We start from the raw sequence: 26,478 nt of genomic DNA, 5'->3' as shown, positions 1-26,478 counted from the left end.
AATACAATAGAGAGTAGCCGAAAACTGAATATGAGAAAAAGGAATCTAGTTCATTTAGGTGAATAATAGGTAGTATTATAAAATATTTGAAAATTAAAAGATATAGAACAGAATGGATGTACGTTAAGTGAAACTAGATAAAAGAGGGTTCCTATTATGTTAAAGAAATGGTTAATCGTTTTCTTTATTTTTGCTATTTTTTGTGGGAGTGTCATTGCACTAATACATGCAAATAAAGGTAAGAAATATGATATAAAGGCATTTTCTAATGTAAATAGTAAGCAAAAGGATGATATGCAAGAAGTTGATGTAAATGAGAAAAAGCGCTATGAAGTTGTAGCTGGAAAGCTAGATCAATATTTAAAAGATAAAGGATTTAATGGGAGTGTTCTTGTAGCTAGTAAAGACCATGTGATTTTACGAAAAGGTTATGGTTATGCGAATGTGAAAGATAAAGTAGTAACAACGCCAAGAACGAAATATCGCATTGGTTCAATTACGAAAACAGTCGTTGCAATATCTATTATGCAGCTAAAAGAAAAAGGAAAATTAAATATTGAAGACAATGTAAATAAGTATATTCCATCGTTTCCGGCAGATAAAAACATTACATTGCGAAATTTGTTAACACACACGTCCGGGTTACCAGATCAGGGACAAGGTAGGGTGAATGCGGCGTCACGATTAAAGTTAGTAACGTGGATTGGAGCGCAAAAATTGCAATTTCCTGCAGGGACAGGATGGAAATATACAGACTATAATTATATGGTACTTGCGTATATTGTAGAAAAGATAGCAAATAAACCGCTCGCTGAATATGTGAAAGAAAATATTTTTACTCCTGTTGAAATGCATGAATCTGGAATGGGTGCAACTCTCCCTGAAGATATTTTTTTAGCAGAAGGTTATACGAGAAAAGATAATGAGTTAATAGCTACACCCCGTTTGAAAATGAACTGGTTGTATGGGTGTGGTGAAATGTATACGACTGTTGAAGATATGAAAAGATTAGATGAGGCTATTATGGATGGGAAACTGCTCTCTAAACAAAGCGTATTAGATATGTTTACTGCATCACCTGCAAGAAAATATGGATTTAGTTTCTATACGTATCCAGATTATTATCATAACCACGGCGTATTAGCAGGTTGGAATACATTTAATAATTTTAACTGGGATAAAAAGACGTTCGTCATATTATTTTCTAACGTCCAAAATGGTATGAATGACTCATTCAATCAAGAGTTTAGGAAAATGGCGAATGATTTAATAGAAGGAAAAGAATAATTTGAAAATCGGTATTGATATGTAATTATCAATACCGATTTTTTTTATTTCGTAAAGTTTTGCTTGCTATATAAGTAGGTAAGGAAGGTAGTTGAATAAATACATATAGTTAGTTAAATGATAGGAATGTAAAGAGGAATTGGTAATTTTTACATTTAAGAAAAATCTTGAGCTTCACACTATGTGAAGCTTTACATTATTGGAGATAAGAACTGGAGGTTGAAAAATGAAAAAAGTTGTAAAGTTTTGCTTAATAGCTACATTATCCACTGCGATTATTAGTGGTTGTTCTTTTGAAGGTGGTAATGAAAATACAAAAGGGAAAGAGAATGTAAAAATAGAGGTACAGAAAAAAGTCGGAAAATATACGATGCCAGATGAAAAAGATAAACATGAAGGTACATGGCTGCAATGGCCTCATGAATACACATATGGTGAAGAGTATAAGCAGGAAGTTGAGCCGATTTGGGTTAAGATGGCAAGCGCTTTAACCGAGGGTGAAAAAGTCCATATTGTTGCATATGATGAGGAAGAGAAAGAGCGTATCAATAATCTTTTAACAGATAAAGGACTGAATATGGATAAAATTGATTTCTTTATCGCTCCTACTGATGATGTATGGGCAAGAGATAGTGGGCCGATTTTTGTTTATGACAATAATAAAAATCTCAAAATATTAGATCCGGCATTTAATGGTTGGGGAAAGAAAACTCCTTATAAAAATGATGCTCGTATACGTGAGAATGTTAGTAAACAAGTAGGGATTGAAAGGATTGATTGGGGGGGATTTGTCCTTGAGGGCGGTGCGATTGAATTAGACAGCAATGGGACTGCTTTATTAACTCGAAGTGCAGTAACAAATAAAAATAGAAATCCAAATTTATCAGAAAAGGAAATTGAAAAATATATAAGTGACCTTGGAGTAACAAACTTTATTTGGTTAGACGGAGTACCTAATTTAGATATTACGGACTTTCATATTGATGGATTTGCTAAATTTCATAATAAATCCACCATCGTAACGATGAAAGAAGATGACCTAGCCGAGTGGGGGTTATCAAACAAAGATATGGACACATTGTTAGATGCAAAAAATGCATTAGGACAGAAATATAAGTACGAATACTTACCCCTTAGTAAAGATAAAGTTACTTTAGAAAATGGAAAAGCTCTCGATTATAAGGGATCATATATTAATTATTATATTGGGAATACAGTGGTGTTGGTGCCTAATTATAATGATCCAAATGATAAAATCGCAAACGATACGATTCAGAAGTTATACCCAAATCGTAAAGTAGTTGGTATTGATGTGAGAGAGCTTTATAAAAATGGTGGCATGATACATTGTATTACACAGCAACAACCGATTCATTTGAAGTAATTGATTGAAATGTAGCAACGTAAGGACAAAATAGGTACATTGTTACTTTTACCTATTTTGTCATGTTTTATTTTTGTAAAAAGGGAGTAAGGGCATTGAAAGGAATAATCTTAACTAGCTTCATAATGATAGGATTTATGATGCTATTATTCAATTTCATATTTTCATATAAATTTCTATTATTGTATTTTAAAGTTCTGTCAAGAGTCAATTTTTCGCTCAACAACAGGGATATATTTTTTATATAAATATATAATATTTCTCCGTGCTATAATCCATTCATGAAATGTGCACGTTTCGAAAAGTGTTATGAAGAGGGAAGTAATTGGCATAGTGAAATTAGTTATTCAACCATTATTAAAAAGCGAGGTAAATAATATGGAACAAAAACAAAATGGAATTATTTTTACTGCAATACCAGATAAATCAAATGATTATTATCGTCCATTTTATGAAGACCTGATTTATTTTAATGAATATTTAGATGGAAATAAATCATTTACTGATCAACTTGTTTCTTTATCTGTTGAAGAGCAAGACTTTCATACAAGCTTTTTTGAGTATGATGATATTTGGCTAAGAGATGTTGCACCAGTCGTCACAAATCATTTAGTTAAATTTAAATATCAACCAAATTACTTACCGAAAGATCAATGGCGATATTTAGATCAACAATTTAATAAATGGTTGAAAAAGAACGATTTTGAATATGTGAAGTCTCCATTGATATTAGACGGTGGAAATCTTATTTGGAATAAAAAAGATACAGTTATATTAACGGAACGCATATTTGATGATAATTATGATTGGACGGAAGAAGAAATTATAGAGCAACTGGAATGGGATCTAGATGTGAGCCGAGTTATTATTATTCCTGCTGAAGAAGGGGATGTACTCGCACATGCAGACGGAATGGTTAAATTTATTGATGAACATACGATGTTTATTAGTGATTTTTTAGGGGATCATGAATTTAGATATAATGTTCAAGAGATTATTCAAGATCAAATGCCAGAAGCTAAATTTATAGTTGTTCCATCGTCATATACAGAAAAGGGACAATATGATCAAGAAATAGCATCGGCAAAAGGGTTGTATATAAATATGTTAGAAACATGTGATACGATTTACGTTCCTAAGTTTGGACTACCTAAAGATAGGGAAGTTTTACGACATATTCAACAGCATACGGAGAAACAAGCTATTCAAATTCATGTAGGAGAAATATCGACAATGGGAGGCGCAATAAATTGTTTAACTTGGTATTGTCCTTATCATTTGTTACCTTCAAAAATGAAAAGATTGAACAATCAGAATGAAGAATTTTCAGTTAGGAAAATTTTTGATTGGTTTTAAAATAAGCGTATAAGAAAATGTATTCAAGGGGTAAGTATATGTATACAATTACTGAGTTTTCGCGGATTTGTAAAATGAGTACACGGATGCTAAGGCATTATGACAAAGAGAATATATTAAAACCAGCATATGTGAAGCCGGAAAATGGGTATAGATATTATGAGCAAGGGCAGTTAGAAATAGCGTTGAAAATAAAAAAGTTAAGGGAGTATAAGTTCCCTCTACCGAAAATTAAAATCATTCTTCAGTCGTCAGATCAAGATTCGTTTGTGAAACATATGCAAGCACAAATTATAGAGTTATCTCATGAGGTGAAACAAAATTTACAGGTTATTTCAGAAATGAATGAAATGGTAAGTATGAATAATGGTTTAAATATCGCTCGCAATAGAAATTACGATATATTTATTGGAATGAGAAATGAAATAACAGTAATTGCTCAAAGACTGCAAATAAATATAGATGATATGGATGATTATTTTTATGACTTATATGAAAAAGTACAAAAGAGTAACTTTCAAATAGTCGGTTCGCCCTCTACAGTCTTTTATGACGAAGAGTATATTCCGAATCGGAGCGAAATTGAATTAAGAATTCCGGTCATGCATAGAAACAATAAAGATGTAGTACAAGAATATGAAATAAAAAAACTAAATCCGCATCAAATCGTTACTACTATGCATTATGGAAGTTATGACTATATAGGTTACGCTTATATTGCGTTAGAAAAATGGATTGAAAGAAATGGTTATGTAATAGAGGATTCGCCATATGAGGTTTACGTAAAGGGACCTGAATGTGATTGTTTAGTAGAGGAATATGTGACACAAATTTGTTTTTTAGTGATGAAAATAGACTGAAGATAAGGATTGACATTAACACTATGTCAATCCTTATTCTATTTATGTAAGTAATTCATCATAATAAAAAGGAGAAAAAATATGAAAAAAACAATCATGATTATTTGTCTGATTCTAAGTATGACATGGGTTTCAGCTTGTACTCCTGGAGTAGGAGAAGGTGAGAATGGTAGCTTTGTTCTACCTAATCAGTTGCCTAAAAATGTAGTGTTAAAAAATGGTACAATCTATACTTCAAATGGAAAGCAAGACATTGTAGAGGCTGTAGCCGTTAAAGAAGGAAAAATTATATTTGTTGGTTCGAACAAGGATGTAGAAGGATTTATAAATGAAGATACGAAAGTGGTGGATTTACAAGGGCGTTTTATTCTCCCTGGTTTTGTGGACAATCATAATCATATATTTGAGGCGAAATCACCAGCAGCAGGGAATTGTAGTGTTTCACCAGATGCCGCGCTGCAAAAACAACGCTCGTATTTAAAGGCTTGTAAAAAAGATGTGAAAGATGGCGAATGGATAAGTGGAACAGGATTTAGTTTGGAAGAGTTGTTAAAAGATATGGACGAAAAATCAGAACAACAAACGCCATTACAAGTTCTTGATGAGTTATTTCCTAATAACCCTGTATTAATTATGGAAAGAACTTCTCATTCTATATGGGTTAATTCAAAAGCATTGGAGCTTGCTGGAATAAATAAAGAGACGAAAGATCCGCAAGGTGGAAGAATTATTCGGGATCCAGAATCAGGAGAACCTTTTGGTATTCTTTATGATACAGCTGGGGATATTGTGATGGAGAAAGCATGGAATTCCCAGTCCAATCTCTTTGAAAAAAATTATGACGGTTTGCTAGACGGTTTAGATGAGGTGGCGAAGAATGGTATTACTACAGTCGGTGATGGACGTCTTTATTGGAAACGAGGCTGGTTAGACGTTTGGAATAAAGTTAATGATGAGAAAAAGTTAACGTCACGAGTAGTACTTCGCCCGTGGGTATATCCAAATTTAAATGAAGCAGAACAAATGGAGTATTTCAAAAAAATTAAGCGTGATGATGTATCATCTCGAATGCTTATCAATCAAGTGAAAATGTATAGTGATGGAATTAGTATTAACAGCACAGCTAAAATACTAGAAAAATATAAATTTGAATGGTTTAAAGGAACACCGTATGGCTTGAACTATATTCCAGAAGAAAAGATGAAGTGGTGGTTGACGGAACTGAATAAAATTGGTTACGGTGCACTCATTCACGCAATTGGAGATGGCGGGGTAAGAGAGAGTTTAAATGCAATTGAAGCAGCGAAAAAAGAAGGGGCAAATCAGCCGTATACACTTACCCATGTGGAAATGGTAGAAGATAGTGATATAAAACGATTTGCTAAGTTAGGAATTAGCGCTGATTTCCAAGTAGGTCATGATTTTGCAGAGGATCCTAAGCAAAGCTGGGCAAGTACGTATTTTTCAAATCAACAGATGAAGCGAATTATGCCGTTAGGGGAAATTTGGAAAACAGGTGCGAATGTATCGCTTAGTAGTGATTGGGATGTAAATGAACTAAATCCACTTGTGACAATTTCAAATGCACTAAGTATTGATGAAAAGGGCTTGTCTGATGTATACGCAGCTATTGATGCTTATACAATTAAGCCCGCCAAAGCGTTAGGTCTTGATAAGATTACTGGTTCAATTGAAGTAGGTAAATCAGCTGATATGATATTACTAAATGAAGATATTACTAAAATGAGTGCCGATAAGATTCCGGATGCGAAAGTTTTAGTGACGGTTTTACAAGGAGAAGTAGTATATCACAAGGGAGAATAAAAAATTAGTTAATATATTTCTGTTGACCTTAACACGATGTCAAAGTTTAGACTGAACTTACATTCATAGAAGGGGTGAACACGTATGAGAAATATAGAAAATAGTTTGTTTTATATGCCTGCTGAGTGGGAGAAACATGAGGGGACATGGCTCCAATGGCCTCATGACAAAGCTCATAGAAGTGAAGGTTACAGAGCTAAGCTAGATGATATTTGGGTAACGATGGCAAAGGAGCTTCATTACGGAGAAATTGTGCATATTGTTGTATTTGATGAAGAAGAAAAAGTACATGTGCAATCGAAGTTAATGGAAGGGAAAGTGGATATGGATCAAATTGATTTCTTAGTTCAAGAGACGGATGATGTGTGGATAAGAGATAATGGACCGATATTTGTAAAAGACAAGGAGAGAAACCTCTGGTTAACACATTGGGTTTTTAATGGTTGGGGAGATAAATATCCGTATGAAAATGATGCTGTTATTCCGACTAAAATAAGTGAGATGTATAGTATTCCGAAAGTTAAATCTAGTGTCTGTCTAGAGGGTGGGGGAATAGAGATAAACGGAAATGGGACCTTAATGGCGGCAAAAACTTCTATTATAAATGAAAATCGAAACCCTACACTAAGTCAGGAAGAGATTGAAATGGAGTTAACGAAGTATTTGGGGGTATCGAATTTTATATGGATAACTGGCATTCATGGTGAGGATAATTATGATGAAGATACGGATTACCATATTGATGGCGCAGCCCGTTTTGTAAATGAAAATACAATTCTTTATGAATATGATCCTTTCGGGGAAGGTGAATCATACCTTTTGGAGGCATATGAAAAGCATTATCAAGAATTGCGACAAGCAAGAAATATTGATGGAGAGCCATTTCAGCTCATACCAGTACCGGTGACAAGAAAAATGGTAAAAGAAGCAGACTGTAAGGGCTCATATTTGAATTTTTATATTGGAAATGAAGTTGTATTGGTTCCTATATATGGCGATGAGCATGATAAGTTAGGGCTTCAAATTATTGAAGGGCAGTTTCCAGGAAGAAGAATTGTCGGCATTTATGTAAATGAGCTGTTTGCGTATGGTGGTATGATTCATTGCGTAACGCAGCAACATTTAGCATAAAGTAATCGAAATGAAAAAAGCATGCAGAGTATATACTCTGCATGCTTTTTATAATGCTGAAAATTCTTCAACAAGTGAGCTGAAACGGTTTAATGCACTTTCAATTGGTGCTGGCGTAGTTAAATCAACTCCAGCTTTTTTTAGTAGATTTAATGGATAGTCAGAACTTCCACCTTTAAGGAATTCAATATAATGTTTTTGAGCATTTGGATCACCGCTCAATAACTTATCAGCAATTTGGATTGCAGAAGCGAATCCAGTTGCATATTTGTACACGTAAAATGGACGATAGAAATGCGGTATTCTAGCCCATCCGTATTTTACTTCTTCGTCAAATATGAGGGAGTCGCCATTATACTCTCTAAACAAGTTTTCATAAACTTCGCTAAAGACTTGGGCATTTAATGGTTTACCTTGCTGCGCCATTGAATGTGTGATTTTTTCAAACTCAGCGAACATAATTTGTGTAAAGAAAGTGCCTTTAAATTTGTCGATGAAATGGTTTACTAAATGGCTACGTACATTAGCATCTTTTGCTTCTTTTAATAAATGATGAATTAATAGTACTTCGTTTACTGTTGAAGCGACTTCTGCGACAAAAATAGTATAGTGTGCAGAAATTCTTGGTTGGTATCCGTGCGAGTAGTGCGTATGCATACCGTGTCCACATTCATGAGTAAGAGTGAAAAGACTATTTAAATCATCGTGATGATTTAAAAGAATGAAAGGATGAACGCCGTATACGCCAAAGTTATAAGCACCGGAACGTTTTCCTGGCGTTTCTCTCACGTCGATATAACGTTTATCTTTAAAGCTTTTTAATGTTTCAATATACTCTTCACCTAATGGAGCTAGTGATTCAATCATGATGTCAAACGCTTTGTCATATGGAATATCTTGTTTTACACCTTTTACTAAATCAACGCTTAAGTCGTATTGGCGTAGTTCATCTACATTTAATTTTTCTTTTCGAAGTTCATTATAAGTATGTAGTGATTGAATATTTTTTTTCGTCGTCTCAATTAAATTTTCATATACTTCTTTCGGAACCATGTCGCCAAATAATGACTTTTCTAAAGCTGATGGATAGTTTCTTAGCTTTGAAACAGTAACATTATTTTTAATAGCAGCAGATAAAGTAGAAGCGATAGAATTTTTTAATTGAACGTATGGTTTGTAATAAGCTTTATAGGCTTCCTTGCGTTTCTCTCGATTTTCATCTTCTATTAACTTTGCATACATTCCGCGTGTAAGAGTAACTTTTTCTCCTTCATCAGTAGTCACTTCACCAAATAGTATATCTGCATTATTTAACATGCCATATGTATGCTGAGGAGAGGAAAGTGCTTCGCCCATTTGTGATAAAATCTCTTCTTGGTCCTTATTCAATACGTGTTTTTTATAACGGTATAATTCAAATAAGTCTTCTTTATAATATTGTAAACCTTCTGCTTCTTCTATGTAAGAATGTAATGTGTTTTCATCTACGCTAAGTAAGAATGGGGAAAAGAAAGATTTAGCTGCACTTACTTTTACGTGTAATTGTGATACTTTATCGACAAGAGATTGAGCGTCAGTATCGCGCGTATCAAGGTCAGATTGTAATCGTGCATAAGCGAACATTAAAGATATTATGCTAGAAACTTCTTCACTTTTTGTTAAATAAGCTAATAAGCTATTACCATCGTAAATATTTCCATTAAACGCATGTAATTCTTTCGTTAATAATTCAATTTTATGAAAATCATTTTCCCAATCTTCAATTGTATGGTAAATATCTGTTAAATCCCATTTTTCTTTATCATCTACTTGTAGTCGATCTTTAAGTTCAGTCATAATCATTTCCTTTCTAAATATGTAGTTATATTCCTATATAACTATGAAATACAACAAATTGCAAAAAATCCCTGCTGGAAAATGAAAAGCCTTGCTAAAATGGCAAGACTTAAAAAATTATAATGTAATTCCGAATTTTGAATGTAAAAGATTTTTGTATTGTACATCTGTAACGTTTTCTTTCGTTTTTTTACCGTTTTTCGCTATGGTCAGACTATCCTTTGTTAAAGATGCATGCCCATTTTCAGTTAGTTTTACAATAAGAGGTACTTTGTTAAATGGTGAGCCCTCATGTTCAACGATAATTTTTTGTGCCGCATTTACTTTTTCTTCAGTGACTTCTTCTATATAAAATGCATAGCCTAACGTCCAATCATCAGCAGAAGATTGATCCAAAAACTCATTGTTTTTACGCATCTCTAACATGTAGTTTCCCTTTTCGGTCACTTCTTTACGAATACGATAATCTCCTGTAACAGAGTGAATGACTTCTCCTGAGAAAGGGACAGGAGCAAGAGGTAAGTATGATCCGAATCCTACTTCAATTAAATAAAGTTCATTACGATGTGTTAAAACAGTTGCGATGTGTCCAGAATCAACAGCCCATATAGAATTTGCTGCATTGTACACTGTTCCTGAAACGAGATGAACATCAAATCCAGCGTCTTTAAGGAAGTAGTACATAGTAGGATTAAGTTCATAACAAAGCCCGCCACGGTTGTTTACTAAAATTTTTTCTTTTAGATTTTCTTTTGATATTTCTGTAAAGTTGTTTTCGATAATATTTAAGTTTTCAAAAGGGACAGTTTGTGCCATTGCGTACATAATGTTAGGTAAATCTTCAAATGAAACTTTGTGTTTTTCTTCTATATGTAATCTTGCAAAAAATTGTTTTTGAAAGTCTGTCATAGAAATCCCTCCGTTACGCTTTTATAGATAAATTGTAAACAATCTTGAATAAGATGTGAAATGAAAACTACTTTGAAGTATTTGTTGAATATTTGAAGTTAGACTAAAAAATAATGTGGGAGAGTGAGAGATTGCTACTTTACTAATTGTAGAACGAATATTATAATAATTTCGATAAACTATGCAAACGTTTTCTCGGGAGGGGAAGGTGTAAATATGTTGAAAAGAATAATAGTAGTCGGTTTGTCGGTTGTTTTGTTTTTACCTAGTATATATGTGGGGAGTAAAGTGTATGCAGATACGGTTAACAATGGAACGTTAATGCAGTACTTTGAGTGGTATGCTCCGAATGATGGGAATCATTGGAATCGTTTGCATTCGGATGCTGGAAATTTAGCTCAGAAAGGAATTACATCTGTCTGGATACCGCCTGCATATAAAGGAACTACGCAAAATGACGTAGGATATGGAGCGTATGATTTATATGATTTAGGAGAATTCAATCAAAAAGGAACGGTGCGGACGAAATATGGGACAAAAGCACAGTTGAAATCTGCAATTGAAGCTTTACATAAGCAAAACATCGATGTATATGGTGATGTAGTTATGAATCATAAAGGTGGAGCAGATTATACTGAAACTGTAACAGCTGTTGAGGTAGACCATAACAATCGAAATATTGAAGTATCAGGTGATTATGAAATTAATGCATGGACAGGGTTTAACTTTCCAGGGCGTGGAGATGCTTATTCTAATTTCAAATGGAAATGGTATCATTTTGACGGAACGGATTGGGATGAAGGAAGGAAATTAAATCGAATTTATAAATTTAGGGGGATAGGTAAAGCCTGGGACTGGGAAGTGTCTAGCGAGAATGGAAATTATGATTATTTGATGTATGCAGATCTTGATTTTGATCATCCAGATGTTGCTAATGAGATGAAAAATTGGGGAACGTGGTATGCGAATGAATTAAATTTAGATGGCTTTCGTTTAGATGCTGTTAAGCATATTGATCATGAATATTTACGCGATTGGGTAAATCATGTCAGACAGCAAACAGGAAAAGAAATGTTTACAGTGGCTGAATATTGGCAAAATGATATCCAGACTTTAAATAATTATTTAGCGAAAGTCAATTATAATCAATCTGTATTTGATGCACCACTGCATTACAATTTTCATTATGCTTCAAAAGGAAATGGGAATTATGATATGAGAAATATTTTAAATGGAACAGTAATGCAAAATCACCCCGCACTTGCAGTTACTCTCGTTGAGAATCATGATTCTCAGCCTGGACAATCATTGGAATCTGTAGTAAGTCCGTGGTTTAAACCGTTGGCATATGCATTTATTTTAACTCGTGCAGAGGGCTATCCTTCAGTTTTCTATGGTGATTACTATGGGACAAACGGAAATAGTAGTTATGAAATTCCAGTGTTAAAAGATAAAATTGATCCGATTTTGACGGCACGAAAAAACTTTGCATATGGTACGCAGCGTGATTATTTAGACCATCCAGATGTAATTGGATGGACAAGAGAAGGTGATGGTGTACATGCAGATTCCGGTTTAGCGACATTAATCTCAGATGGGCCAGGAGGGTCAAAGTGGATGGAAGTTGGAAAGAATAACGCAGGGGAAGTATGGTACGATATGACGGGTAATCAAACAAATACTGTAACAATTAATAAGGACGGATGGGGGCAGTTCCATGTAAGTGGAGGATCAGTTTCCATATATGTTCAGCAGTGAATTGCTGATAAAAAAGAAGAGGAAGACTGAAATATAAGTCCTCCTCTTCTTTTTATATTGTTATCATTCCTAAATTTTTATTTTCATAAATGAACTAGTCGACTTTTAAAATAACGAGAGATGCGTTGGAATAAATAATGTCACCCGTGGCTTCTCTTATTCGTACTCGAAGAACGTCTCCTTGGGTTAAAGGTAATAAATCTGTTCTGGCGGATGTAGCACTTACCCCAGGACCACCACCAACTCGTGTTTCAATTGCGAATTGAATAGAATCGTTTATTGTAAGATTTAATATACTAGACGAAATAGCTTGTATCGCAAATACGATTGAAAAGGATACAGCGTATATACCAGTGGTATTAATTGTAATGGAGTTGTCTACTGGATTTAGAGTAGCTCCACTAACAGGTCCTGGAATGGTGAAATTAACATTTGTATTAACTACTGCTGAAAAACCGATACCTATTTCAGAAGTTATTGTTCCAAATACGGGGAGTATCCCGAAACCGGTTGCTCCAGTGGGACCAGTTATTCCAATTCCAGTAGGCCCTGTACCCCCAGTGGGACCAGTTATTCCAATTCCGGTAGGTCCTGTAACTCCAGTGGGACCAGTTATTCCAATTCCGGTAGGTCCTGTAACCCCAGTGGGACCAGTTATTCCAATTCCGGTAGGTCCTGTAACCCCAGTAGGACCAGTTATTCCAATTCCGGTAGGTCCTGTAACCCCAGTAGGACCAGTTATTCCAATTCCAGTAAAACCTGTCGCGCCGGTAGGTCCTGTGATTCCAGTAGGTCCGGTCGGAAATGTAAATGGTGGAATTGGTGGTAGTGTGGGACCAATTAAACCTGGTTCAAGAGCAGGTCCATGTAAAATAATATATTGTTCGTTCATATAGTAACCTCCTATCATTGCTTGTCATAATTATTAAATGTATTAGGGAAAGTAAATGACATTCGCAATAGCGGAGGTGCTTATTTAATTTTTTGCAATGAAATTAAAGTTGGATACAATTCATGTATATGCCGCGATATTGAATTGTATAGATGCGTATTAATTAAGTGTGACACCTTTACTTCTAAAACAACATATAGTATGATGATTTCAGTAAATTAGATTTCAATGACTATAATATAAATTAATGAGAGGTGCTTTTTGTGAGTGCGGTAGGTACTAAATAGGAAAAATTTAATGAAATAAATCGGATAAGAACAGGGGATTTTTATGTATAGCATACCCCTAATTTTGTCATGGATTTATTTCGATACCTATGAAGATACCTACAATACTTTATAAAGCGTGTAATAAGGGGATTGCCAACTGTTTTTTGTGGTTTATTTCCTCATATGTTATTACTCATGCCTTGTAAATGTAAAAGCTGCGGTATCCCCGCAGCTTTTTTGTATATATTTTTAATGTATAAAAATGGTAATTGAATCATGTAGGGCTCATTGGAATCTAATGGGTAGGTATCTTCATTTATGATAAAAATCAATCATAGTGAGGAGAAACAAAATGAATACGATGACTTTTGAAAAGTTACAATATAACGAATTAAAGGATATAGTGAAATCTTATTGTGTAAGTGGATTAGGTAAGGAATTATTAAATAAATTAGAGCCGAGTACGAGTATAAAAGTAGTGAGGAATCGTTTGAATGAAACGACGGAAGCACGAGCTATATTAGATGCAGAAGGGCATGTTCCTTTCTTCGGCATTTCAAATATCGCAAGTACAATTCAAAAATTAGAAAAAGGGATGATTTTAGATCCTGAAGAGTTAGTAAGTGTTTCAGACTTTTTACGTGGATGTAGAAAGATTAAAAAATTTATGTTAGATAAAGAATTTTTTGCGCCAGTATTAGCTTCTTATGCAAATTCAATGACTGAATATAAAAGTATTGAAGAGGAAATTAACTTTTCCATTAAAGGCAATAGTATTGATGCAGCTGCGAGTAAAGAGTTAAAGCGAATTCGCAATAACATTGATTCGGTAGATGGAAAAATAAAAGAACGCTTAACGAAGTTTTTAAATAGTAGTGCAAATAAGAAGTATATTCAAGAGTTCTTTATTAGTAAGAAGGATGATAGGTATACGATTCCAATTAAATCTTCTTATAAAAATCAAGTTGCGGGAAGTATAGTTGAAGCGTCTGCTAAAGGTTCTACTGTATTTATAGAACCGCATACGGTTACAAAGTTAAATGCGGAACTCGCAAGTTTGAAAGCAGAAGAAGCGATGGAAGAGTATCAAATTTTAGCGACTTTATCAGGGATGGTAGTAGAAAATATTTATCATATAAAGATTAACATGGAGTTAATTAGCCAATATGATATGGTATTTGCGAAAGCGAAGTTTAGTAAATCAATCGATGGAATAGAGCCGAAGTTAAATGATCAGGGCTATATTCATTTAGTAAATTGTAAGCATCCGCTTTTAAGTGGAAAAGTAGTACCGTTACACTTTGAAATCGGTCAAAACTACCGTAGTTTAATTATTACAGGACCAAATGCAGGCGGGAAAACAATTGTATTAAAAACAATCGGATTGTTGACTTTAGCGACAATGTCAGGCCTTCATATCGCTGGAGATAAAGAAACAGAAATTGCTATTTTTGAAAATGTATTTGTAGATATTGGTGATAATCAAAGTATCGAAAACGCACTAAGTACATTTTCATCTCATATGAAAAATCTATCTGAAATTATGAGGATGTCAAATAATAATACGTTATTATTATTTGATGAAATAGGAAGCGGGACAGAACCGAATGAAGGGGCAGCACTTGCAATTTCTATTTTAGAGGAGTTTTATCTTGCAGGATGTATTACAGTTGCGAGTACGCATTACGGTGAAATTAAACGATTCTCAGAAATGCATGATGATTTTATGAACGCAGCGATGCAATTTAATAGTGAGACACTAGAACCGCTTTATAAATTAGTGATCGGTAAATCAGGTGAAAGTAATGCACTTTGGATTGCGAATAAAATGAACGTAAGAGAGCGTGTACTGCAAAGAGCGAGAGCGTATATGGAAAATAAAGAGTACGCTCTAGAAAAAGTGAATGAAAGTAAAATTAGAAAACCGAAATTCGTGCAAGAAAAAAGAGAAAACCATTACGAGTACAAAATCGGTGATCGTGTAAATGTATTAGATTATGATGATTTTGGTATTATCTATAAGGAAATAGATAATTTCTATAACGTCGTTGTATATTGTAACGGTGAATTTGTTGAAGTGAATGTAAAACGTATTACGTTAGAGGTAGCAGCAAAGGAATTATACCCAGAGGGATATGATTTAAATACACTATTTGTCGATTATAAAGAAAGAAAAATGCAACATGATATAGAGCGCGGATCGAAAAAAGCGCTTCGTAAAATCCAAAAAGAAATAAGAAAGAATAGAGGATAATATAGAATGGTAACGATTAGACAAGAGCAAAAAAACGATTATAGAAAAACAGAGGAAGTTGTGCAACAAGCATTTTTACATGAAGAATTTAGCGATAAAAAGGAACATGCACTTGTAAAACGTATTAGAGAATGTGACGCGTTTATTCCTGAATTATCAATCGTTGCAGTAGATGAGGAAATCGTTGGTCACATTATGTTATCCAAAATTACGATTGAACAGGATGGAATTTCTGTAGAATCGTTAGCACTTGCACCGGTTTCAGTTGATAGGGACCACCAGAAAAAAGGAATTGGTGGGAAGCTTATTGTAGCTGCTTTAGAAAAAGCGAAAGAACTTGGATACGGATCAGTTGTAGTGTTAGGACATCCAGCGTACTATCCGAAATTCGGCTTTAAGAAAGCAAGTGAGTGGAATATAAAAGCACCATTTGAAGTGCCAGATGAAGTGTTTATGGTGATTGAGCTAAGCGAGAACGCTCCACAAGGTGTAGAAGGAGTTGTGCAATATTCGAGTGCTTTTGCTGAGTAAGAGTATCGGTTGAAAATATAATCATAAAAGATGCTATCTTTTTGTAGGGATATACAGAAAGATAGCTTTTTTTATTAAGTAAATCTACTTACGTATATTTTGCTCAATGAATAATTAAGGTGGTAAAATTGATATAGAAATGTAAAGGGAGAGAATTGAATGAAGAATCGAGAAACAGATAGCAATGAGAATGTAGTTACGTTATATGTTACAAGGCACGGTAAAACAATATTAAATACGAACCATCGCGCGCAAGGTTGGGCAGACTCTCCGTTAGTAGAAAAAGGTGTGGAAGTTGCCTCTAATTTAGGAACGGGATTAAAAGATGTTCATTTTGCGAATGCATATAGTAGTGATAGCGGCCGAGCGATTGAAACTGCTAATTTAGTATTAAAATATAGTGAGCAATCAAAGTTAAAACTTAAGAAAAGAAAAAAATTACGAGAATTAAATTTTGGTATTTTTGAAGGTGAAAAACTTGAGAACATGTGGGATGTGGTTGGAAAAGCTGCGGGCGTTGCATCGCCAGAAGAACTTATGAAGTTTTCTATTCAAGAAGTGATTAATCTTATTAGAGCAGCAGACCCTACGAAACAGGCGGAAGATTGGGAATTATTTTCTACTCGTATAAAAGCAGAGATCGATAAAATTAGTGAAGACTCTGCTGCAAATGGAGGCGGTAACGTTTTAGTTGTCGTTCATGGGCTTTTAATTACTACCTTAATAGAAATGTTAGACAGTAGTAAAACAAAACTTGGAGTAGAAAATGCTAGTGTGACGAAGATTGTATATAAAGGCGGAACATACACAGTCGAGTCGGTTGGAGATATGAGCTATGTTGCAAAAGGGAAAGAAAGTGTGGAAATATAAAAATAAGAAAAGGAAGGTAGAGAAATCTAGCTTCCCTTTTATTTTTCAATATATCATTTATTAATTCAAATCGGAATATTCCGTTAAAAATGAACTATGAAAATTATCGTAATGGTATAATTAGAGAGTAGGAACAACAAATTAGTTTGCAGTGTATTGGAGGGACATTAGCCTTACATTTCATCTCGGAATCTAAAGTAAGTATACGAGAAATAAAACAAAGTAAGGAATGTGTGAATATGGGTGGTACATGGTATGTGATTTATGTTCAGTTCTAAGAAGAAAAGAATATTAACAATTATATGGAGAAGTGATTATGTTGATTAAATTCGTTCATTTGTTATTTGGAAAACCGTGTGAAAAAGGTGATTCGTTCCAAACTAAGTTTCCACGTTTTATTTATTGGAGTGCAGTTGTATTTTATTTTTTTGGAATGCTATTATTTGGGATTCTTTCTTTTATTGATACTGTATTTATTGGATCGTTGATATCAGGAGGTTTGTTCTTTCCTTTAATATTTAGATTCATTTATTATATAAACTTAAAAATGAGGGGCCTAGAAAGAGAAGCGTAGAGAAAAAATATAAATAACAGGGTTATTGAAAAGAAGCGAGATTGAACATAAATAACGTTAAAAAAGGAAGCAAAGAAATACATTCTAGCTTCCTTTTTTTATTGGAATGATTATGGGATTAATAAAATCTTCCCTGTGCTTTTTCTGTTCTCTAATAATTCATGAGCACGGGCACCATTTTGTAAAGAGAAGGTAGTAGGACTTGCGATCTTTAATTTTTCGGTCGTAATCCATTCGAATAATTGAGAGGAGCGTTCTTTTCTCTCTTCATAAGATGTAAGCACGTTCCACAGGTCTCCGCCAGTTAAAGTTTTCGAAGTATCCATAAGCATACGCGGATCAACGGGCGTAGGATTACCGCCAGCCATTCCGTAAAATACGACAGTACCACCAGTTTTAGTTGCGCTAAAACTTTCCTCTAACGTAGAACCTACTGATTCATATACAACATTTACTCCATCACCATTTGTTATTTCAAGTACTTTCGCAGGCCATGCTTCCTTATATAAAAATACGTGATCAGCACCAGCTAATGTAGCTATTTGTGCTTTTTCTTTTGATGACGTGAGGCCGATTACTTTTCCGCCTAGTAGTTTAATTATTTGGATAAGAAGTTGCCCAACACCTCCAGCAGCGGCGTGTACTAAAGCTATATCACCTTGTTTTATTTCATAGCTATCTTTCGTTAAATAATGTGCTGTTAATCCTTGTAATAAGACAGAAGCGGCTGTTTCAAAAGAAATAGAATCTGGAAGTATAATTGCTTTCTCAGATGGAACGGCAACTAGTTCTGCATTTGCAAATGGTACATCAGCAAATGCAATACGATTTCCAGGATTAATATTCGTAACGTCAGCTCCTACTTTTTCAACAATGCCAGCCCCTTCATAACCTAATATATACGGTGAATTGCCAGCGAGATTATAATCGCCGCGGCGTCTATAAATATCAGCAAAGTTTAATCCAATTGCTTTCGTACGGATAAGAATTTCATTTGGCTTTATGATTGGATCATGTATTTCTTTATATTGTAGTACATCGGGACTTCCGAACTGTTCGAAACAAAGTGCTTTCATATGGAATACCTCCATTTTTATTGTTTGTCGATGCTCTTTATCATACAATACAAATATCAATAGACAAAGAGGATTATTTCGATGAAATCAATCGAAAATATCGATTGGAAAGAGGGACGATAAATGGAGATAAAACAATTAATTACTTTTAAAGTAGCGGCAGACACTTTGAATTTTACGCAAACTGCGAAGAAATTAAACTTTGCTCAATCGAGTGTGACAGCGCAAATTAAAACGTTAGAAGCTGAGTTAGGTACGCCGTTATTTGAAAGATTAGGAAAACGTCTTTTTTTAACTGAAGCAGGCAGAAAGTTTCGATTATATGCCGACAAGATGATTGCACTCAGTAATGAAGCGAAAATGGCTGTGAAAGATGATGAGGAAATAGCAGGTACGTTAATAATCGGTGCGCAAGAGAGTCAATGTACATATAGGCTGCCATCTATATTAAAGAGGTTTAAAGCACAATTTCCTCAAATAAAGCTTATATTTAAACCAGCACATTCCAATAAAGATGCGAAGGAACAATTGATGGAGGGAAAAGTCGATCTTGCCTTTATTTTGGACGAATGTAAAACAGAAGATGCTTTACATGTGGAGCCGCTTATGAAAGAAGAATTAAAAGTAGTAGCTGCTTCAGGGCATCATTTACTCGAGCAAACTTCCGTTTCTGTAAAAGATTTAGAAAGGGAAACACTTTTGTTAACAGAGCTAGGGTGCTCGTACCGAACTTTATTTGAAGAGCTACTTCGTACAAAAGATGTGTATCCAGCAAATAAAATTGAGTTCGTTAGTGTCGAAGCAATTAAACAATGTGTTATTGCAGATTTAGGAATAGCTGTGTTACCAGCAATAGTAGTAGAAAAAGATATACGAGAAGGGACGATAAAAGAGTTACATTTAGAAAATGAAATCTCACCGATTTATACACAAATTGCTTGGCATAAAGATAAATGGATGACAGTGCCACTGCAGCAATTTATTGATGTAACGAGGGAGTTTTTTACAACGGATTAAGTGGAGAAATATTTATTTTATATAAAAGAAAAATGGCACTTTTGTATAAAGAACCGATGCTTGCATGTAACAAGTATCGGTTCTTTTATGTTTTAAATAAAGAATGCTATAAAATGTGTATTTCTCAACTTTTTTTCTTGCAAGGATAAGTAAAATTCTTCGTATATTCCAATAATCATAAGGAAATTTACAATGTTTATTCGTTTCTGTAAGATGCCTCTAGGAAGCATGAAAGGAGGGGCGTACATAGGGAGAAGATTGTCTTTATTATACGTACTTATTTTTGGGGAGGAGATTGAAAATGTTTAAAAAGCTTATGAAAGTATGTGTGTTAAGTGTAGCGAGTGTAGGGGTATTATTTAGTTTCCAAGGAAGTACATTTGCAGCTACTGATTTAAGTAGTTATTATGACGGGAAAAATCCAGCAACAACGAAAGTATACGGAGGCAGTACAACGTGTGATGCAGATGGATTTAATGCAAAGTCTACAGCGGTGTACGAAGGTAGTAAAAAAGTAGGGACAGTGTATTTACGTTACAGTAATAAATGTCATGCAGCTTGGTCTAAGTTTGTTTTAGATCAACCAGCACCAGCTGTTTCTGGAGGAGTGTATGCGTACGCTGTTGTGAATAAATATAAAAATGGTGTATTCCAAAAATCAGTCACTTCCAATCAGGGGAACGGGACAATAAAAACAGGTCAAACGAGTACGTATACAGGAATGGTATTTGATTTAACTGCTGATTTCGGATACACAGCAGATGCTGAAGCGGTTACTTTTAATAACGGTTATGGAAAAACTGGACGCTATTAAAAAGGAGTGGAATACTTTGAAACTTTTAAAAAAGCTAAGCGCATGTTTTTGTCTATCATTGCTCGTTTTAACTAGTATGTTTAGTACGACGAATAATGATAAAGCATATGCAGAAAATCATTCGTATGATGGGAAAAGTCCGTATTACAATAGCTGTGACCAATCAGCAGTAACGAAAGAAAAGAAGTGGATTGATTCCAATTCTTTTGTGGAATTAAAATTTAGCACAACGTGTAAGACAGCGTGGGCAAAAGTTACAGTGACTCGTGCAGCAATTTATAATAACGAAGCTGATGCAAGAATTGTAAGAAAAACAGATGGAAAGGCATATACTTGCGGGAGTGCTGGAGGAAATGGTGTTGTGAATAAAGGGCAAACCTCATGCTATACGCCAATGGTATATGATTTAGATCCAAGAAAGGCACAGGCGCAAGGGAAACATGCTATTCCGAATAGTGATGCATATAATTATGCGGAGACTATTTGGTATTGATCATATTATAAAAAATTTGAGATAGCATATTTTAAAGAGCATGTTTTGATTGGTTTTCAAAGCATGCTCTTTGTTTATCCAGGCTTAACGAATAATAAGACTCTAACTTCGAATCTCAACTGAAGTAAAGCAGGTAGTGGGATTGTTTGTAAAGATCTAATTAAGTATGGATGTTCCTTTCGGTTTTTGGGATTATTTAACATAAATAGTTTTCATATCTCCTTATTTATGCTCTAATTAAACCAAAGGAGGGGAGTAGATGAGTAATGAGATTAAACGATATGTAATGTGCACTTTAATATTTACATGGATACTATGGGGGTTACTAATTAACTTAATAAAATTTAACATTACGACATTTGGTACACCGCTAGCGATGATAGTATTTGTTTTTGGGGGAATCATGCCGGCAATCGTTGCAATTAGCTTAAAGAAAAAATATGGATCACAAGAGGAGTTTAGAAGTTTCATTAAAAGTATTGTAAATCCTAAGTATCATTTTTTATGGTATATTCTAATCGTTGTTTTGGCTTTTATTAGTTGTTATCTGCCAATAATATTTGGTGGAGCAACGATGCAAAAACCATTATACGTGGCATTACTTAGTTTTCCAATAATGATCGTTGGTGGTGGTCTTGAAGAAATTGGATGGAGAGGATTCTTACAGCCTGTCCTTCAGAAAAGGTTTTCGGCATTTTTTAGTACGATTATTGTGAGTTTTATATGGGCTATTTGGCACTGGCCGTTATGGTTTATTCCGGGCACGAATCAAACTCAAAGGGATTTTATAGCTTTTATAATTACGACAATTGCCATATCGTTCTTATTAACTACAATTTATAACGCAACTAAAAGTATTTTTATGTGTCTAATTTTCCATGCGCTTCTTAATTCTTTTTGGAGTGTATACGTGCCAAATGATAAAATGTTACCAGCATTTTCAACTTTTATTTTCGGAATTTTCGTGTTTATTGTGTGTAAAGTCGTAATAAAAAGAAAGAACCTTTTATTGATTAGGTAACTGAAATAATAAAAGGAAACATATTCATATATTTTTTATGGATATGAAACTAATTAATAAGAACACGACTGTTAAAACAATCGAATTAACTAAGATCTGTATCAGGAGGAGTGTACCCAAGGTGACGAGCCATTGATACAATTTGTCCTTTATGATGAAACTCATGTGTCTCTGTATGAGTTAAAAGCCATAGCGGAGTTGTACTCCAAGGTTCTTTTTGCCATTTTACTTCATTTGCTATATTTTCGAGCCAGCGGTCATTGTATTCATCTAAAAAACGTTGTACAGTCTCATCTACTAACTTAAATCTAGCACGGATTTTCCCCACATCTGCATGCTCAATTTCATCATCACTAGCAAATGAAAAATCCGCTCGCTTTTGCTTAAATGCAAATGATCCAAGCCAGTATCGATAGCAATCGGCTACATGAATATGTGTCTTTATAATGCTACCACTCCCGAAATTAGGAACAGTGCTATGTAACTTTTCTAATGGGATTTCCTCCAAAAATGAAAATAGAGTTTCTCTTGTAGAACTAATTAGATTATATTGTTGTTTTAAAATATGCAACATGTAATTGACACTCCTCTATTATTTACTAAACTAATTGTGTAGTAAGTAATTCTATATTTATTAGGGGTGAACCTTTTAAATATTTTTAGTAAGCATATTAGATGTATTTCTTCATTGTTTCTGATAGATTAAACAAGGTGAAACTTTAATAAGTTGAACATTCTTAGTTCATAATAAATGGTACATGAAGAAGGAGAACAATCAAATGAATAGACTAGTTGGCTTAAAACAATTTGAAATAACGCGCGGGGAATTGCTTAAATTTATGGAGACGCTAGACGATAAAACTGTGGATACACAGCCAGAGGGATTTAATAATACAATTCGCTGGCATATCGGTCATGTGTTAACGGCAGCAGAAGTTTTCATGTTTGGAAAAGAATTCAAACAATTACCAACTGAATATCCAGGTATGTTTGGGTATGGATCAAGACCGTCTAAATGGAAAACAGAAGGGCCGTCATTGGAAGTGTTAACGGCTCAATTAAAAGAACAAGAAAAACGTATTAACGAAATTCCAGCAGAAGTATTTGAAAATAAACTGCCAGAGCCATTCCTAGGATTGGAAACAGTAGGGGAGCTATACGGTATGATGCTTTATCATGAAGCAGATCATATTGGACAAATGAAGGCGATGGAACGTATTATTAAGGCTCTTTAGTTTGAATTGCATATAAAAAACGAAAGCACAATACAGGTGTAATGTGAAATAATATATAAACAAAAAGGGTAGATAATTTATTATCTATCTTTTTTGTTGTTGAATTTCTTGAAGGATTATGAGCGCTTACCATAGTAGGAATAGTTATTACTTTTTGTTTTACATAATAGAAAAATATTGAAGGAAATACAGAAATAAGGTTGCGAAATCTATATGAAATATAAGTATAATAGTAGAGAAGAACTAGAAATAGGGGTGAATATTATGATTACATTAGAACAAAAGTTGGAGCAATACAAACATACATATGCACAGTTAAAGGGAGAACTAAAATGGAAAACGAGTGATTCTCGAACAGGAATGATGATTGCTGCTATGTATGTAAGTAGTGATAAAGTGCTTGATCTCGGACGTTTTTTAGAAATTAGTAGTTATATTAAGAATCAAGTAGGGATGTTTTCATACTTAAAGTCTTATCATCGCTTTGTGGTGGCCGCAACATTAGATATTCACTTTACAGATTATAAGAAAGCTTTTCGGGATTTTTTAGATTTATATGAACAATTGGTCGCTGGTGGTTTTAGCCGAAGTATATTTACTTATCTCGCAGCAGCTGTACTTTTAACAGAAGAAAATGAACAGCATGGCACGCACATTCAGCGTTCGATGCAAGTATATAAACGTATGAAAGAGGATCACCTTTTTCTTACAAGTACAAATGATTACCCACTTGCAGTTTTACTAGCAGGACAATCAGAGAATGTAGAAACACTCATGGACCGAGTGGAACGTCTGTATCAGAAACTAGCGAAAGCTGGTTTGCGTAAAGGGAATGATCTTCAGTTTTTAAGTCATATCCTCTCACTAAAGAAGGATGTTCGTGAAGAAATGTTAGTTGCAACATGTACAAACATATGGAATTCGTTAAAAAAAGAAAAGGTAAAAGTGAAACAGATGCATTACCCAGCCATAGGGCTACTAGCGTTACTTGAAGATGGAGAAAAAGAGATTTATGCTATTAAAGCGTTGATTGAAAAACTGCAGGGGGGGAAATTATTCCGTTGGCATACAGATGCGAATATTCTTATTGCTATTCAACTGTTCGTAAGTCAGAAAGGTGAGGAAAGTAAAGCTACCAACACAGGTTTACAAACTATGATAGAAGTCCTCATACAAGCACAACAAGCAGCTATGATGGCAACGATTGCCGCTTCATCTGTAGCAACATCTTCTGCTAGTAGTAGTTCATAATGTATAACTGCTTATGCTCCTGTAATTTATAACTCCTTTGATAAGGAAGGTAGCCCATCACTCTCTCATGAGTGATGGGCTACCTGTTTTTACATAATCAGCATTATTTTTTCGACTCTTTCAAATGTTTGAGTTGTGTAACAATCATAATGCTAATAACAACGAGTAAAAACCATGAGCTAATTTTGCTTAAGTGAACGAGATTCCACGCTTCCCGTTGATTTGGATATTGCCATGCTCCAAAAAATGTTGCGATGTTCTCTGCAATCCAAATAAAGAAACCGATAAGGAAAAAGGAGAGAACGAGTGGCATTTTATATGTAACACCTTGTAATGAAAATTCTACAAATGTCCGAAAGAAAACGATGAATAATAGTAAAGTTAATACCCATCTAAAGTCATATAGAAAATGATGTGTGAAAAAATTAAAGTAAATCATAGCGCCTAGCGGTATGGCAAAAATAGCCCTCGGCCAATGGTGCATTTGCAAATGCAATCTTCTCCACGCTTGGCATATGTAACTTGCAACACTGGCATACATAAAGCCACTGTAAAGTGGAACTCCAAAAGCTTTTGAATACGCCTCTTCTGGATAACTCCATGAACCGAAATGTACTTTATATATTTCTAGTAAAAGCCCGATAAGGTGAAAAACAGTAATTACTTTTAATTCGTCTTTCGTCTCAAGTCCAGTCTTATACATAATCCACTGCATAAGAAAACATACGATGAGTATGAAATCATATCGGTACAACCCTGGAATCGATATGATTTTTGAAAGAGCAAGTGTTAAAAAAATAACGACAGGGAACAAACAGGATAATGCTTGTTCATAAGTAAAATAGAGTAGTTGTTTTACATAAAACATGTTTTCACCTTCTGTGATTTCTTGTTTTGATTGAATAATCTGAAGAATAATTAAGTATACTATAGTTCTAAATGATAGAGAACTATAATTAGTTTGTTTGAAAAATAAAAAAATGTAAAATAAAGTTAATTCAATGTAGAGGAGATGTGCCAATGTCAGCGCTTATTGTAAGTATCCCGTTTAAAAAACAGTTTATGGAACAAGGGGATAAATAGGCTAGAATAAGTATCCCCATTATTTAATAAAGGGGGAGTTTGAAATGACAATGAATCTATTTCAAAATAAAACGATTAAATTATCAGCTATGAGAGAAACGGATGCTACAGTAATGGCTATGTGGCAAGAAGATAGTGAATATTTAAGAAACGTAGATACAGATGTAGCATTCCCACAATCTTTACAGGAAATAGCGAGTGATGGGTTATTAAAGGGGCGAAGATCGAATAGTGTTTCTTTCATGTTAAGGACAGTTCAAGAAGATCGCTTAATTGGTTTTGTTGCAATTCATGGCATAGAGTGGAATAACAGAACGGGTTTATTAGCAATTGGTATAGGAGATGCAAATGATAGAGGGAAGGGATATGGAAGAGAAGCGATCCATCTTATCTTAAAATATGCTTTCTATGAATTGAATTTGAACCGCGTCAGTTTGGATGTTATTTCTTATAATAAAGCTGCTATTGAGTTGTATAAAAAGATGGGTTTTCAGATGGAAGGTTGTATGAGAGAAGCGGTGCAAAGAGATGGGAAGTGTTTTGATCGTATCATTATGGGGATATTAAGGGATGAATGGATGGGAAGATAGATTTTAACTATTAAAAGTGATGAAAACAAGCTAAGGATGCAATCTATTTATAATTGAATAAAAGGTTGATTGCTTTCTTTGGTTTGTAGCAAGGAAGATTATGATATGAAATTATATGTAATTTAATAGTATTAAATTATTTTTGGCATTATCCGGTTAAATG

Annotated in this window: 24 protein-coding genes; 18 read left to right on the top strand and 6 right to left on the bottom strand. The window is 34.3% G+C overall.

Going from position 1 to position 26,478, the window contains the following annotated elements:
- Nucleotides 1–156: 156 nt before the first annotated feature.
- The 6 genes from FS742_RS17845 to FS742_RS17820 all read left to right on the top strand — a co-directional run bounded on the left by FS742_RS17845 (nt 157) and on the right by FS742_RS17820 (nt 7,842).
- Entirely contained in the window at nt 157–1,287 is a 1,131-nt protein-coding gene (locus FS742_RS17845) for a serine hydrolase domain-containing protein (protein ID WP_144614087.1), read from the top strand.
- A 226-nt stretch (nt 1,288–1,513) separates the two neighbouring features.
- Nucleotides 1,514–2,671, top strand: coding sequence for an agmatine deiminase family protein (locus FS742_RS17840; protein WP_144614085.1), 1,158 nt, complete (start codon nt 1,514–1,516; stop codon nt 2,669–2,671).
- Between the two features lie 378 nt (nt 2,672–3,049).
- Nucleotides 3,050–4,027, top strand: a complete 978-nt coding sequence (locus tag FS742_RS17835; protein ID WP_144614083.1) for an agmatine deiminase family protein — start codon at nt 3,050–3,052, stop codon at nt 4,025–4,027.
- 38 nt (nt 4,028–4,065) lie between these two features.
- Complete coding sequence (locus FS742_RS17830) at nt 4,066–4,887, top strand: MerR family transcriptional regulator (protein WP_144614081.1); 822 nt, start codon at nt 4,066–4,068, stop codon at nt 4,885–4,887.
- A gap of 81 nt (nt 4,888–4,968) precedes the next feature.
- A complete protein-coding gene (locus FS742_RS17825; protein WP_144614079.1) occupies nt 4,969–6,711 on the top strand; it encodes an amidohydrolase in 1,743 nt (580 codons plus the stop codon).
- 84 nt (nt 6,712–6,795) lie between these two features.
- Nucleotides 6,796–7,842 (top strand): agmatine deiminase family protein, encoded by a 1,047-nt coding sequence (locus FS742_RS17820; RefSeq protein ID WP_144614077.1) that lies wholly within the window; start codon nt 6,796–6,798, stop codon nt 7,840–7,842.
- Between the two features lie 48 nt (nt 7,843–7,890).
- On the opposite strand, the gene pepF is transcribed toward FS742_RS17820, so the two are convergent.
- The gene (gene pepF, locus FS742_RS17815) at nt 7,891–9,678 is read right to left on the bottom strand and encodes an oligoendopeptidase F (RefSeq protein WP_144614075.1); all 1,788 of its coding nucleotides are present in this window, start codon (nt 9,676–9,678) and stop codon (nt 7,891–7,893) included.
- A 117-nt stretch (nt 9,679–9,795) separates the two neighbouring features.
- A complete protein-coding gene (locus tag FS742_RS17810) occupies nt 9,796–10,587 on the bottom strand; it encodes an arylamine N-acetyltransferase family protein (RefSeq protein ID WP_144614073.1) in 792 nt (263 codons plus the stop codon).
- 216 nt (nt 10,588–10,803) lie between these two features.
- Between FS742_RS17810 and amyS the strand changes: the two genes are divergently transcribed.
- Nucleotides 10,804–12,345: an alpha-amylase gene (amyS, locus tag FS742_RS17805; RefSeq protein WP_144614071.1), complete on the top strand. Its 1,542-nt coding sequence runs from the start codon at nt 10,804–10,806 to the stop codon at nt 12,343–12,345.
- A 94-nt stretch (nt 12,346–12,439) separates the two neighbouring features.
- Here the strand turns inward: amyS and FS742_RS17800 are convergent, their stop codons facing one another.
- Nucleotides 12,440–13,237 (bottom strand): exosporium leader peptide-containing protein, encoded by a 798-nt coding sequence (locus FS742_RS17800; protein WP_144614069.1) that lies wholly within the window; start codon nt 13,235–13,237, stop codon nt 12,440–12,442.
- A 621-nt stretch (nt 13,238–13,858) separates the two neighbouring features.
- Between FS742_RS17800 and FS742_RS17795 the strand changes: the two genes are divergently transcribed.
- The 4 genes from FS742_RS17795 (at nt 13,859) to FS742_RS28060 (ending at nt 17,735) form a co-directional block, all read left to right on the top strand.
- Complete coding sequence (locus tag FS742_RS17795; protein ID WP_144614067.1) at nt 13,859–15,760, top strand: endonuclease MutS2; 1,902 nt, start codon at nt 13,859–13,861, stop codon at nt 15,758–15,760.
- A 6-nt stretch (nt 15,761–15,766) separates the two neighbouring features.
- Nucleotides 15,767–16,291 carry a GNAT family N-acetyltransferase gene (locus FS742_RS17790; protein ID WP_144614065.1) on the top strand — a complete coding sequence of 175 codons (525 nt, stop codon included), beginning with the start codon at nt 15,767–15,769 and terminating at the stop codon, nt 16,289–16,291.
- 159 nt (nt 16,292–16,450) lie between these two features.
- On the top strand, nt 16,451–17,161 hold the full coding sequence (locus FS742_RS17785; protein ID WP_144614063.1) for a histidine phosphatase family protein: 711 nt from the start codon (nt 16,451–16,453) through the stop codon (nt 17,159–17,161).
- A gap of 316 nt (nt 17,162–17,477) precedes the next feature.
- Nucleotides 17,478–17,735, top strand: coding sequence for a hypothetical protein (locus FS742_RS28060; RefSeq protein WP_000905655.1), 258 nt, complete (start codon nt 17,478–17,480; stop codon nt 17,733–17,735).
- A 110-nt stretch (nt 17,736–17,845) separates the two neighbouring features.
- Here FS742_RS28060 and FS742_RS17775 read toward each other — a convergent pair whose 3' ends face one another.
- Nucleotides 17,846–18,811: a quinone oxidoreductase family protein gene (locus FS742_RS17775; protein ID WP_144614061.1), complete on the bottom strand. Its 966-nt coding sequence runs from the start codon at nt 18,809–18,811 to the stop codon at nt 17,846–17,848.
- 123 nt (nt 18,812–18,934) lie between these two features.
- Between FS742_RS17775 and FS742_RS17770 the strand changes: the two genes are divergently transcribed.
- The 4 genes from FS742_RS17770 (at nt 18,935) to FS742_RS17755 (ending at nt 22,156) form a co-directional block, all read left to right on the top strand.
- Complete coding sequence (locus tag FS742_RS17770; protein WP_144614059.1) at nt 18,935–19,828, top strand: LysR family transcriptional regulator; 894 nt, start codon at nt 18,935–18,937, stop codon at nt 19,826–19,828.
- A gap of 301 nt (nt 19,829–20,129) precedes the next feature.
- The gene (locus FS742_RS17765) at nt 20,130–20,642 is read left to right on the top strand and encodes a DUF2690 domain-containing protein (protein WP_000473752.1); all 513 of its coding nucleotides are present in this window, start codon (nt 20,130–20,132) and stop codon (nt 20,640–20,642) included.
- Between the two features lie 16 nt (nt 20,643–20,658).
- Nucleotides 20,659–21,135, top strand: coding sequence for a DUF2690 domain-containing protein (locus FS742_RS17760; protein ID WP_144614057.1), 477 nt, complete (start codon nt 20,659–20,661; stop codon nt 21,133–21,135).
- Nucleotides 21,136–21,394: 259 nt separating this feature from the next.
- Nucleotides 21,395–22,156 (top strand): CPBP family intramembrane glutamic endopeptidase, encoded by a 762-nt coding sequence (locus FS742_RS17755; RefSeq protein ID WP_144614055.1) that lies wholly within the window; start codon nt 21,395–21,397, stop codon nt 22,154–22,156.
- 85 nt (nt 22,157–22,241) lie between these two features.
- Here FS742_RS17755 and FS742_RS17750 read toward each other — a convergent pair whose 3' ends face one another.
- Nucleotides 22,242–22,730, bottom strand: a complete 489-nt coding sequence (locus tag FS742_RS17750; RefSeq protein ID WP_144614053.1) for a DinB family protein — start codon at nt 22,728–22,730, stop codon at nt 22,242–22,244.
- A gap of 184 nt (nt 22,731–22,914) precedes the next feature.
- On the opposite strand from FS742_RS17750, the gene FS742_RS17745 reads away from it, so the two are divergent.
- Both FS742_RS17745 and FS742_RS17740 read left to right on the top strand, forming a co-directional pair.
- A complete protein-coding gene (locus FS742_RS17745) occupies nt 22,915–23,391 on the top strand; it encodes a DinB family protein (protein WP_144614051.1) in 477 nt (158 codons plus the stop codon).
- Between the two features lie 213 nt (nt 23,392–23,604).
- A complete protein-coding gene (locus FS742_RS17740) occupies nt 23,605–24,642 on the top strand; it encodes a DUF4003 domain-containing protein (protein ID WP_144614049.1) in 1,038 nt (345 codons plus the stop codon).
- A 103-nt stretch (nt 24,643–24,745) separates the two neighbouring features.
- On the opposite strand, the gene FS742_RS17735 is transcribed toward FS742_RS17740, so the two are convergent.
- Entirely contained in the window at nt 24,746–25,510 is a 765-nt protein-coding gene (locus FS742_RS17735; protein ID WP_144614047.1) for a DUF817 domain-containing protein, read from the bottom strand.
- A gap of 259 nt (nt 25,511–25,769) precedes the next feature.
- Between FS742_RS17735 and FS742_RS17730 the strand changes: the two genes are divergently transcribed.
- Nucleotides 25,770–26,315, top strand: a complete 546-nt coding sequence (locus FS742_RS17730; protein ID WP_144614045.1) for a GNAT family N-acetyltransferase — start codon at nt 25,770–25,772, stop codon at nt 26,313–26,315.
- Nucleotides 26,316–26,478: the final 163 nt, after the last annotated feature.

This window comes from Bacillus cereus (genome assembly GCF_007678085.1).
In the GTDB taxonomy this organism is placed as follows: domain Bacteria; phylum Bacillota; class Bacilli; order Bacillales; family Bacillaceae_G; genus Bacillus_A; species Bacillus_A cereus_BE.
Note: the sequence above shows the minus strand (reverse complement) of the source record. Positions and strands in the feature narration are given on the sequence as shown.